The organism is Dermacoccus sp. Ellin185 (genome assembly GCF_000152185.1).
GTDB lineage: Bacteria > Actinomycetota > Actinomycetes > Actinomycetales > Dermatophilaceae > Dermacoccus > Dermacoccus nishinomiyaensis.
The window spans coordinates 88,341-99,788 of sequence record NZ_AEIQ01000069.1 but is presented as its reverse complement, the minus strand read 5'-3'; the positions used below and the strand labels follow the sequence as shown (position 1 = coordinate 99,788).

At 72.4% G+C, this 11,448-nt stretch carries 10 protein-coding genes and 2 riboswitches; of the genes, 2 read left to right on the top strand and 8 right to left on the bottom strand.

Translation table 11 applies throughout. The annotated features are described in order from the left end of the window. From HMPREF0321_RS07485 to HMPREF0321_RS07475, 3 genes are all read right to left on the bottom strand, one after another. A partial coding sequence (locus HMPREF0321_RS07485) for a cobyrinate a,c-diamide synthase (RefSeq protein ID WP_217490525.1) occupies positions 1–1,598 on the bottom strand: 1,598 nt, incomplete at its 3' end. After that, positions 1,595–2,209, bottom strand: a complete 615-nt coding sequence (cobO, locus tag HMPREF0321_RS07480) for a cob(I)yrinic acid a,c-diamide adenosyltransferase (protein WP_006945423.1) — start codon at positions 2,207–2,209, stop codon at positions 1,595–1,597. The genes cobO and HMPREF0321_RS07485, both read right to left, overlap by 4 nt. After that, entirely contained in the window at positions 2,209–4,353 is a 2,145-nt protein-coding gene (locus HMPREF0321_RS07475) for a VWA domain-containing protein (protein ID WP_006945465.1), read from the bottom strand. Before HMPREF0321_RS07475 ends, cobO begins: the two co-directional genes overlap by 1 nt. Positions 4,354–4,430: 77 nt before the next feature. Next, a riboswitch (cobalamin riboswitch) is annotated at positions 4,431–4,494 on the bottom strand. A 72-nt stretch (positions 4,495–4,566) separates the two neighbouring features. On the opposite strand from HMPREF0321_RS07475, the gene HMPREF0321_RS07470 reads away from it, so the two are divergent. Both HMPREF0321_RS07470 and cobM read left to right on the top strand, forming a co-directional pair. After that, positions 4,567–5,928: a bifunctional cobalt-precorrin-7 (C(5))-methyltransferase/cobalt-precorrin-6B (C(15))-methyltransferase gene (locus HMPREF0321_RS07470; protein WP_006945426.1), complete on the top strand. Its 1,362-nt coding sequence runs from the start codon at positions 4,567–4,569 to the stop codon at positions 5,926–5,928. Continuing rightward, the gene (gene cobM, locus HMPREF0321_RS07465; RefSeq protein WP_006945476.1) at positions 5,925–6,668 is read left to right on the top strand and encodes a precorrin-4 C(11)-methyltransferase; all 744 of its coding nucleotides are present in this window, start codon (positions 5,925–5,927) and stop codon (positions 6,666–6,668) included. The genes HMPREF0321_RS07470 and cobM overlap by 4 nt, the downstream gene beginning before the upstream one ends. Before the next feature lie 73 nt (positions 6,669–6,741). Here cobM and HMPREF0321_RS07460 read toward each other — a convergent pair whose 3' ends face one another. The 5 genes from HMPREF0321_RS07460 to HMPREF0321_RS07440 form a co-directional block, all read right to left on the bottom strand. Next, entirely contained in the window at positions 6,742–7,266 is a 525-nt protein-coding gene (locus HMPREF0321_RS07460) for a hypothetical protein (protein WP_006945455.1), read from the bottom strand. A gap of 123 nt (positions 7,267–7,389) precedes the next feature. Continuing rightward, positions 7,390–7,680 (bottom strand): hypothetical protein, encoded by a 291-nt coding sequence (locus tag HMPREF0321_RS07455; protein ID WP_006945437.1) that lies wholly within the window; start codon positions 7,678–7,680, stop codon positions 7,390–7,392. A gap of 72 nt (positions 7,681–7,752) precedes the next feature. Then, positions 7,753–9,330 (bottom strand): precorrin-2 C(20)-methyltransferase, encoded by a 1,578-nt coding sequence (locus HMPREF0321_RS07450; protein WP_040014662.1) that lies wholly within the window; start codon positions 9,328–9,330, stop codon positions 7,753–7,755. Beyond that, positions 9,330–10,001, bottom strand: a complete 672-nt coding sequence (locus HMPREF0321_RS07445; RefSeq protein WP_006945354.1) for a precorrin-8X methylmutase — start codon at positions 9,999–10,001, stop codon at positions 9,330–9,332. The genes HMPREF0321_RS07450 and HMPREF0321_RS07445 overlap by 1 nt, the downstream gene beginning before the upstream one ends. Further along, complete coding sequence (locus tag HMPREF0321_RS07440; RefSeq protein ID WP_006945350.1) at positions 9,998–11,296, bottom strand: nitrate/sulfite reductase; 1,299 nt, start codon at positions 11,294–11,296, stop codon at positions 9,998–10,000. The genes HMPREF0321_RS07445 and HMPREF0321_RS07440 overlap by 4 nt, the downstream gene beginning before the upstream one ends. Before the next feature lie 10 nt (positions 11,297–11,306). Further along, positions 11,307–11,428: riboswitch (cobalamin riboswitch) on the top strand. Positions 11,429–11,448 lie beyond the last annotated feature (20 nt).

Genomic DNA, 11,448 nt, shown 5'->3' with positions numbered 1-11,448 from the left:
CCGCGCAGGGCGTGCCTCAGGTTCGGCGGGGGCGTGCTCGCGCGGACGTTGACGGCGAAGTCGACGAGCCCGTCACCGAGCTCGGCGTCGCCGTGATGCTCGTCGCCGGGCGTCGCAGCGCCCGGCAGCGCCGCGCCCGCTCGCGCGTCGACACTCGGGCGGGGCAGGCTCAGCAGCGTCGTCGCGACGAGGCCCAGGCCCGCCGCGCGATGCGTGGCGGCGGCGAAACGGTCGGCCAACTCGGGGTACCCCGCCCAGTGCGTGTGCAGGTACGAGGCGTGGACGGTGGGCTCGCTGCCGGAGCCGTGGGCGGCGGAGAAGCCGTCGGCACCCGCGTCGAGCAGCCAGGCCGCGTGGCCCCCACCTTCGCCGTCATCGGCGGCCGGCGTCGTCAACGTGCGGTGGAACTCATGGCCGCGCACCCGCGTGCCCGCGTCGGCGAGAAGCGTGTCGACGGGTGCCTCGGCCTCGCGGTAGCCCAGCGTCAGCCGTGGTGACATCGCCGCCGTCGCGGGCAGTACCCCGGAGAAGCGGTGACCGTCGACGGCCTCGAGGAGATAGAGCATCCCGGCGCACTCGGCCACGGTCGGCAGCCCCGACGTCACGGCGTCCCGCAGCTGGACCAGCAGGCTCGTGTTGGCCGCCAACGAGCGCGCGTGCACTTCGGGGAAGCCGCCGCCGAGGTAGAGCGCGCGGGTGCCGGCGGGCAGTTCGCGATCACGGACGGGGTCGAACACGACGGGTTCGAGACCTCGCGCGCGCATCATCTCGAGCGTCTCGGCGTAACGGAACGTGAAGGCACGACCCCCAGCGACGGCGACGACGGGGGCGTCCCGCCCGGCCGTCGTCGGCGCCGCAGACATGGGTGCGGGCGACCACGGTTCGTCAGCGAGATCGGGTGCGCCCGAGGCGATCTCGAGCAGCGCATCAAGGTCGATGTGAGCGGCGGTGCGTTCGGCCAGTCGGTCGAGTGTCGCGCGTGCGGCGTCCCGTTCGTCGGCCGGGACGAGTCCCAGATGCCGTGACGGGACGCTCACCCCCGCGTCACGCGGCAGCACACCGAGCACCGGCACGCCGATGCGTTCGCACGCGCGCCGCACCTCGCCTGCGTGACGTTCGGAGCCGGCCTTGTTGAGCACGACGCCCGCGACGTCGAGCTGCGGGTCGAACGTGCGCAACCCGTGGATGCTCGCGGCGACCGAACGCGACGACGAGCTGATGTCGACGACGAGGACGACGGGGGAGTGCGTCAGCGTCGCGACGTGCGCGCTCGAGGCGAACCCCTCCGTGCCGAGGCGCCCGTCGAACAGCCCCATGACGCCCTCGATGACGGCGACGTCGGCGGGCGCCGGCGTCATCGCGCCGTGCACGAGCATCGGTGCGACGCGTTCGGGGCCGACGAGCCACGGGTCGAGGTTGCGCCCGACGCGTCCTGTCGCGAGCGCGTGGTAGCCGGGGTCGATGAAGTCGGGGCCGACCTTCGCGGGCGCCACCTGCAGGCCGCGCGCGGCGAGGGCGGCCATGACGCCGACGCTCACCGTCGTCTTGCCCTGCCCGGACGCCGGCGCGGCGAGCACGACGCGCGGCAGTCGCGTCACCATTCGATACCTCGCTGGCCCTTCTGGCCGGTGTCGAAGGGGTGTTTGACCTTCGTCATCTCGGTGGCGATGTCGGCCACCTCGAGCAGCGCCGGGTGCGGGTCGCGCCCGGTGATGATGACGTGCTGATTGCCGGGTCGCTCCGCCAGGGTGCGCGCGACCTCCTCGCCGTCGATCCAGCCCCACTTGATCGGGTAGGTGAACTCGTCGAGCACGTACATCTGGTGCGTCTCCGCCGCGAGGCGACGCTTGATCTCGCGCCAGCCCTCGAGCGCGTCCGCGGCGTGGTCGGCCTCGGTGCCGCCCTTGCGCGACCACGACCAGCCCGAACCCATCTTGTGCCACTCGACGGGCCCGCCCCGGCCGGTGCGCTCATGCACCTCGCCGAGCGCCATGAGCGCCTCCTGCTCGCCGATCTTCCACTTCGCGGACTTGACGAATTGGAACACGCCGATCGACCACCCCTGGTTCCAGCCGCGCAGTGCCAGCCCGAACGCCGCTGTCGACTTGCCCTTGCCCGCGCCGTAGTGGATGGCGACGACGGGTCGGTTGCGGCGCTGACGCGTCGTCAGGCCGTCGTCCGGGGTGACGGTCGTTTCTCCCTGGGGCATCAGGCGGCCTTTCCGTGCGGCGCGCGAGCGGCGGCGACGGCGTCGACGAGGCCCGAGGCGGAGACGTTCTCGAGGGGCACGTGCGTCGCGCCCATGCGGTGGGCGAGGTCGGCGGCTAGGCGCATGCGGAAGCGTCCGCTCTCGCAGTCGACGACGACGGTGTCGACGCCGAGGCCCGGCCACGCCGACGCGGTGCGCTGGGCGCAAGCGAGGGCATCGGGCCCGCTCGTGGCGCGCCCGTCGGTGACGACGACGACGAGCGCGCGACGGCGCGGGTCGCGGCGGCGTTCACGTTCGAGGGTGCTCGCGGCCAGCGTGAGCCCTTCCGCGAGGGGCGTGCGTCCGCCGTGCGGTAGCTGTGTCAGTGCCGCGGCCGCCCGATCGACGGACGACGTCGGGGCGAGCAGGACGTGCGCGTCGGCGCCGTTGAACGCGACCAGCCCGACCTTGTCGCGACGCTCGTACGCATCGAGCAGCAGCGACAGTACAGCCGTCTTCACCTCGTCCATGCGTTTGCGCGCTGCCATCGAACCGGAGGCGTCGACGCAGAACAGCACGAGATTCGACTCGCGCCCCCGCAGCCGGGCGTGACGGACGTCGTGCGCCGCGATGTCGAGGCGGCCCCGCGTCCCCGCGGTGCGACGCGACGCTGCGCTCGTGATGGTGGCCGTGACGTGGACGCGGCCGGTCGTCGTCGGGGAGACACCGATGACGCGTCCGCGCGTCGTCTCGGCCGCGCTGCGCCGACCGGCCTCACCGCGACCGACACCGCGCACCTCGAAACGGCGCGGACGGTACGGCGTGCCCGCCGAAGCCGTGCCGACGGCGGCGGCTGCGCCGGTTCGCTGCTCGGAGGACGGCTGCTCCTGGGAGGACTCCTCCGCATCGGACGGCGAATCGTGCTGCGGATCAACCGAATCCGACGAGGACTCAGTCGCCCGATCGCTCGATGCCGGTGGCTGCTGCGAGCCAGCCGGCGGAGGCCCGGCGTCATCGTTGCCCGGCGCGTCGTCGTCGTTGTCAGGCGCGTCGTCACCGTCACCCGGTTCGCCGTTCGGGTCGTCGTCCGAACCACCCGACGGGGGCTGCGGATCGTCGGGGCCTTCGGGGTCGGTCGGCGGTTCGGGTTCTTCGTCGAGCAGCCGGTCGAGCAGCTCCTCGTCGAGGCCGGGCGGGTCGAACGGCCCGCGTCGGCGACGGTGCGACAGCGCGAACCGGGCGGCGACGCGGATGTCGTCACGCGTCACGCGATCGCGCTCGCACCACGCCGCGTGGGCGAGCGCCGCGCGGGCGATGACGATGTCGGCGCGCATGCCGTCGACGTCGAATCCGGCACACACACGGGCGATGGTGCGTAGCGCCCACGCGCTCAGGTCGACGCCGTCGAGGGCCTCCTGCGCCCGGACGATGCGTGCCCCGATCTCGGTCTCGGCTGCCGCGTAGCGGGCAGAGAACGCGTCCGGGTCGGCATCGAAGGCGAGACGACGACGCACGACCTCGGCCCGCTCGTCGGGGTCGCGAGAGGCATTGACGTCGACCGACAGCCCGAAGCGGTCGAGCAGCTGGGGGCGCAGTTCGCCTTCCTCGGGGTTCATCGTCCCGACGAGCACGAAGCGGGCCGGGTGCGTCACCGACATGCCGTCACGTTCGACGGTGTTGCGACCCATCGCCGAGGCGTCGAGCAGCAGGTCGACGAGGTGGTCGGCGAGCAGATTGACCTCGTCGACGTACAGCAGCCCGCGGTGCGCCTGCGCGAGCAGACCGGGGTGGAACTCGGTGCGGCCGGCGCCGAGGGCCTGCGCGAGGTCCATCGAGCCGGTGACGCGGTCGTCGCTCGCACCGACAGGAAGTTCGACGAGGCGCGTCGGGCGTCGCTCAGCGGTGACGGCCGCGTCAGCGCCGATCGGGTGCGGGCCGTCCGGGCAGTCCGGCGCGGGGTCGGCGGGGTCGCACGAGAAGCGGCACCCAGCGACGACGTCCACCCGCGGCAGGACGCCGACGAGACCACGCACGATCGTGGACTTCGCGGTGCCCTTCTCACCCCGGACGAGAACGCCGCCGATGGCGGGGGAGATGGCTGTCAGGACGAGGGCGGTGGACAGGTCGTCGGCGCCGACGACAGCGGTGAAGGGAAAACGGGGCATCAGTTCGCCTCCTGGCAAGTGACCACGCTTGCCGCTCGGGGGCACCGACGCCGGACGACGCCAGTGGTCGCGGCGACGTCCTGGCTTACCCCGTCGGGGATCACAGTGGCGGGACCGCTGCCGGATTCGCACCGGCATTCCTCGCGCGCGACGGCCCCATCATGACAGACGCCGACGCCGCCCGAGGCCCCGGCGGGGCATAGGGTGTCGCCCATGATCGAGGTCGTCGGCATCCAGGACGGTGGGTGGGCGCTGCTGCCCGCCCACCTTCGGCAACTCGTCACGGACGCTGACGTCGTCGTCGGCGGACGACGGCACCTGGAGCTGCTGCCGCAGGTGGAGGGCCAGGAGCGCCTCACGTGGCCGCGCCCGTTGCGCGACGGGCTGCGCGAGCTCCTGTTCCATGCCGATGACCATGCCCATGGGCGCGCCACGTCGTCCGACGCCCACGAGACGGACGATGCCGCGTTCGGGCGCGTGGTCGTGCTCGCCTCCGGCGATCCGCTGCGCTCGGGTGTCGCGACGACGCTCATCGACGAGTTCAGTGCGGGCGCCGTTCGCGTCCATCCCGCACTGTCGAGCGAGACCCTCGCGCGCGCCCGGATGGGGTGGGCGGCCGAGAGCGTCGACGTCGTGACGACGGTGGGCCGCAGCATCGAGCGAGTGCGTCCATTCGTCACGCCCAGAGCGCGACTCGTCGTGCTGTGCTCCGACGCGCGCGGCCCGGGCGAGCTCGCCGCGCTGCTCGTGCAGTCGGGAGCACCGGAGGCGAGGCTGACGGCCTGGTGGCACCTCGGCGGGCCCGGGGAAGGGTCGCTACAGGCCACCGCCCAGGGGTGGCCCGACGGGGAACGCGACCTCGCCGAGCCGATTCCCGACCTCGTCCTCGTCTGCGTCAAGGTGCCCGACGAACTGGGCGCGGCCGACGTCGTCGGGACGGTTCCGGGCCGCGCCGAGACGTGGTTCGGCAATGACGGGCTCATCACGAAACGCGACGTGCGGGCTGCGGCACTCGCGCGATTGCGCCCCACGCGCGGCGCGCTGCTCTGGGATCTCGGCGCCGGCTCGGGGGCCGTCGGCATCGAATGGGCGCTCGCCGCGCCCGATGCTCGCACCGTCGCCGTCGAACGCGATGCCGTACGCGCCGAACGCGCCCGCGAGAACGCCCGCGCCCTCGGAGTCGATCATCGCGTCGACGTCGTCGAGGCGAGCGTCCACGATGTAGCCGTCCACGGCGCGCAGCACCGCGATGGCACCGCCTGCGGCCCCTGCCGTGACGGCGCCGCTCGCGCCACGAGCGACGCCCGTCACAGCGCTCCCGATGCGGTCTTCTTCGGTGGCGGGCTGAGCGCTGAGGCTGTGGACGCGGCCCTCGCGGCTCTACGCCCCGGTGGCCGCCTCGTCGCTCACGCCGTCACGCTCGAGAGCGAGAGCATCCTCCTCGACGCCTGGCGCACGCATGGCGGCGACCTCACGCGCCTGGCCGTCGAACACCTCGAACCCCTCGGCCGACTGCACGGCTGGCGCCCGGCGCGCGCCGTCGTCCAGTGGAGCTACGCGAAGGATCTGACATGACCGTTCACTTCATCGGTGCCGGCCCCGGCGCCGCCGACCTGCTGACGCTGCGCGCGGTGCGCCTGATCGAGAGTTCGCAGGTGTGCTTGTACGCCGGCACCTACCTCGACGACGCCGTCCTCGCCCATTGCCCGCCGGGCGCGCGCCGCGTCGACACACAGCACCTCACCCTCGACGAGATCATCGACGCGATCGTCGCCGCGGATGCGCTGGGGCACGACGTCGCGCGTCTGTGCTCGGGCGACCCTTCCGTCTACAGCGCCGTGGCCGAGCAGGGCCGGCGCCTCGACGCAGCCGGCATCGCCTGGGACGTCTGCCCGGGCGTGCCGGCCTACGCGGCCACAGCCGCGCGTGTCGGACGCGAGCTGACGGTGCCCGAGGTGACGCAGTCGGTCGTCCTGACGCGTGCACAGCGCGATTCGACGCCGATGCCGGCGGGTGAGGAGCTCGCGAACTTCGCGCGGACGGGGGCGACGCTCGTGCTCCACCTCGCGATCCGTCACACGCGGCGGCTGGCACACGAGCTGGCCGAGCACTACGGCACCGACTGTCCTGTTGTCGTGGGCTCGCAGGTCAGCAGCCCCGAGGAACTCATCCTGCGCGGCACGCTCGCCGACATCGCCGATCAGGTCGAGGACGCCGGGCTGCGGCAGGCCGCCGTCATCCTCGTCGGGCCTGCGCTCGCGGCCCACGGCTTCGCCGAGTCGCACCTCTACAGCTGCAGCCGCGAACGAACGTGACGCACCAGAGCCACCGCGTCATCGGCGGTGGCTCTCGGGTGGCCTGCTCGGTTGGTGTCCTGACCGGCGTCGCTCAGTACCGGTGCGTCGGGTTCTGCCCGTCGACGTCGTTCGTGCCGTTCGCGCCGGGGTAGGGGCCCTGTTGCGCCTGGTAGGGGCCGTTCTGGGTCGGACGACGCTGCTGTTGCGCGAAGGCTTGCTCGCGCTGCTTGCGACCGCGACGCACCATGAAGGACAGGACGAGCGCCGCGGCGACGAGCAGCGGCAACCCGATGAACATGAACGCGAGCCCGCCGAAGAATCGCCCGACCCCGCCGCCGCGACGCTTCTTGCGGGACGGCGTGCGCCGCCGCTCGGGCTGCTGCCCGATGGACTGATGGTTCGTCGACGCGTCGACGAACGCGACGTTCTGGGCACCGGGCGCCGCAACGCCTGCCGTCCCAACGCCCCCGGTGACAGCTGCGGCTCGTGCTGACGCCGCAGACGAGACGCTGGCCGACGCGGCAGTCACCGACGTGGGTTCAGCAGCGGACGCCGGGCCCGCGCCTTCGACGAGCAAGCAGACGGCAGCCGCGCCGGCGACAAGAATTCGACGCATCGATCTCCCCCTTGAACGGTGATGCTCCGGTATCACATGCATCTAACCGGGGTTCGTGACGGCCCGCAACCGAACTCGCGCCCCGCGTCGGCCTGACGTCTGTCTCAGGCAGACTCGCGTGGCTCAGACGGGCTCATCCAGCGCGAACTGATCGAGCAGTGCATCGACCTCGGCGGGGTCGTGTCGGCGGGGCCGCTCCGGAGCCCCGGCCTCGGCGGAGGCCTCGACGAGCGCCTCCCCGAGGTGATGGGCCTCGGCGGGCGAGAGGTTGGTGTCGCGGATGAGGTCGTGGACGTCGCCGCGGGCGACGAGATGCACCTGGGCCCCATCCACCTCGACACCGAGCGTCGAGCCGTCGGGGTAGGTGACCGACGGCGACTCGGAGGAGCCGGCGTGGGGGGTGAAGTCGCTCATACCCCTGACGCTACGTGCCCGCGGGTCTCCTGTGTCCATAGAGACCCGACGGTTTTTCGACCGCCGACGTGATCACCTCGACGGGACGAATCGCGCCGTCCACACGCGCCCGTCGGCCGTGGTGCGGGTGCCCTGGGAGCCGACGATGACGAGGCAACCCATGTCGATCGCCTCGGGGTCGAGCGCAGCCACGCTCGTCACCTCGAGGGCCTCCTGCTCGCGGCCGACATGACGTGCGACGACGACGGGTCGATCGCCTGGTAGTTCCTCACGCAGCACGGAGAGCGCTTGGGCGAACTGATGGGGGCGGCTCGCCGAGCGGGGGTTGTAGAACGCCATCGCGAGGTCGGCGCGGGCACAGGCGCGCAGGCGTGCGTCGATGACGTCCCGCGGCTTGAGGCGGTCGGACAGGGAGATGAGCGCGTGGTCACCTCCGAGCACGGCGCCGGCCAGGGCGGCCGCGGCGTGTGCCGCCGTCACGCCGGGAACGACATGCACGGGCACCCCGGCGAGCGCGGCATTCTCGGGTCGCTCGCGCGCCTCGAAGACGGCCGACGCCATCCCGAACACCCCTGCGTCGCCCCCGGAGACGACGGCGACGTCGTGCCCGTCATGCGCGAGTTCGAGGGCCTGGGTGCCGCGATCGACCTCGACCGTGTTGCCGCTCGGGAGCCGGACGAGGCCATCGCGTGTGGGGACCCGGGCCACGTACGGCGCATAGCCGATGACGTACGAGACGCGCCCCAGGACGTCAGCCGCCTCGGGCGTCAGCCAGGCGTCGGGGCCGGGCCCGAGCCCGACGACGAACACGGTTCCGGGCTCGCCCGACCTCTCGGACGTCGCTGCGGCCGGCAGCATGCCGGGGACTCGCTGCATCGCGGCCCGGCTCGAACTGTTGGAGCTTCCCGACGCGCGGCCGGCGGCGTCGGCGCGTCGATCGAGCCCGGGCACGACGACGAGCGACATGTACGGCACGTGCGCCGGGTCGACCTGTGTGACAGGGAGGAGGCGTTCACCGTCACGGCTCGCCCGCTCGACGTACCAGGCGCGCTCGAGCAGGCCCGCCTGGGCGAGTGCTTCGCGCACGTTTGCGAAGGTGCGGCCCAGCTTCATGATGACGGCGGCGTCGGTGTCGGCGAGGCGGCGCGCCATCTCGGTGACGGGGAGGGTGCCGGGCAGCACGGTGAGCACGTCCTCGTGCCTGCACAACCCTGTCGACAGGCCCGCGGACGCCGCGGAGACCGACGTCACCCCGGGCACGACATGGGCGTCGAAACGCTCGGCGAGCAGGTCGTGGACGTACATCGACGAACCGAAGAACAACGGGTCGCCCTCGGCGAGCAGGACGACGCTGCGTCCGGCCTCGAGGTGGGCGCCGAGGCGCTCGGCGCACTCGAGGTAGAACGCCGCCATCGCACCGTGGTAGCCGCCGGGATGGTCGATCTCACCCGTCGTCACGGGGTAGACGAGCTCTTCCTCGACGACGCCGTCCGGGATGAGATCGGCCGCGATGGCGCGTGCGGTGCTCGGACGATGACCGGCGCGGTGGTAGGCGACGACGTCAGCGGTCTCGATGAGCCGAGCGGCCTTGCGGGTGATGAGTTCGGGGTCACCGGGGCCGACGCCGACGCACCACAGGCTGCCCGTCATCACAGGATCTCCTGCTCGGTCGCGAGGGCGTTGACGGCGGCCGCAGCCATGGCTGAGCCTCCCCGGCGCCCATGGACGGTCAGCCAGGGGATCTGTGATCCGTCGTCGAGACGATGATCGGCGAGAGCGACCTTGGACTCGGCGGAGCCGACGAAACCGACGGGCATCCCGACGATCGCAGCCGGGCGCGGGGCGCCGTCGAGCAGCATCTCGAGCAGGTGGAACAGGGCCGTCGGGGCGTTGCCGATGGCGACGACGGCGCCGTCGAGGTGCGGTGCCCACAACGACGCGGCGGCGGCCGAGCGCGTCGTCGACCAGGCCTGTGCGAGCGCCGGCACCTGCGGTTCGCGCAGCGTACAGATGACGTCGTTGTCGGCGGGCAGTCGGCTGCGCGTCACGCCCGCGGCGAGCATGTGCGAGTCGGTGATGACGGGCGCGCCGGCGCGCAGCGCGGCGAGAGCGGCCACGCCGACGTCCGTGCTGCCGGCGATCTCGTCGATGACGCCGACGTCGCCTGCGGCATGCGCGACCCGCACCGCAACACGGTGGACGCCCTCGGGCAGGTGGTCGAGCGTCACCTCACGACGGATCGTTGCGAACGACTCGCGATAGATGGCACGCCCGTCACGCTCGTAGTCGTAGCGGCGGGTCGGGGGAGCGATGTCGGTCATGAGCGGCCGTTCGGGTCGAGGATGTCGGTCGGGTTGTGAGGGGCGACGACGAGATGATGCTCGCCGGCGGGGCGGCCGCACGCACGCTCGCACCCGACGACGTGGACGCGGGGTGCGGCGGACACGGTGGCACGTCGATCATCGGCGCTGGCATGCTCGGGCGTGCTCGCAGCGATGACGCTGCCGATGCGGCTGTCATCGAGCGCCGCGTCACACCGGTTGCCGTCGTCGAAGATCCTCGCCGCGGCCCGCGTGAGGTCGAGCGTCGAGACGTCGGTGCGACGGCAGTACGGTGCGCCGACGCAGGCGCTGAATCGCGCTCGGGCCGAACCGGGTTCGGTGACGAACCCGGCGCCGCGCAGATGCCTGGTTGCGGTGGGCAGGTCGGCGCCGTCGCGCAGCGTACGCACGACGATGCTGCGCTCGGGGGTGACGACGACGTCCTGCGTCACCTCGTCCAGGGCGCGAGCGGCCGGCGCGTCGAGCAGGCCGAGCGGGAGATGAACCTCCAGGCGGCTCTTGGACGTGGTCGCCGCGGTGCCGGTCGCGGGCCGGGTCTCGGCGCGGGGCATGTCGGCGGCGCTCATCGCGGCGGCGCGCACCCGCTCGTCGAGTCGGGCGAAGAACGGATGATCGTCGGGCAGGTCGGTGACGTTCCAGAACCGCCCGTCATCATGCTGCGTCGTCGCGACGAAGTCCTCCGCGACAGCGACCAGCGTCGCCGCGGCCTGGTGCGCAGCACATGCGAAGGACCGGCCACCGACGCGCACTTCGCCGGCACGCATCTGATCGACGCGCATCTCACCGGCCCGCGAGCCGTCGTCGTCCGCGCCGAGAGCGAACGCGACATCGGCCGGCACCGCGGGCAGCGTCTCGTCCCCGGCGGCCAGCGCGAAGATCCATCGCCCCGACAATGACGCCAACGACGGTGCGTCGAGGATCGCCGAATCCAATTGACCCACCAGGGAATCGAGCGACGCATCCGGCCCCGCGACGATGTTGCGCACCCGCTCGTGCGTTGCTGACGGCAGCATCCCGAGCGCCGCGACGGCGTCGACGAACGCGCCCGGCAGCGGCTCGTCCAAACCGCGAAGCTGCAGGTTGCCTCGCGACGTCAGCTGGACGAACGGCTGACCGAATCGTTCGGCAAGATCGCACACCGTCACGAGGTCATGGCTCGACACGCGCCCACCGGCCACGCGCAGGCGGACGATGGCGCCGTCGGCAGCTGCGAACGGGCGCAGCACACCGGGGCAGCGGTCGTCGACATCTCGTACGGGCACAGCGAGCAGCATACGAGCCGTCTCCGTTAGGCTCGGGCACGGTCGTCAGGTGATGGAACCCGGTGCGAATCCGGGACGGTCCCGCCACTGTGTGTCCGACGCGTGCGTCGGCGAGTCAGGAACGCCCTGACGATCGACTCCCGTGCCACGGGAGCCCTCTCACG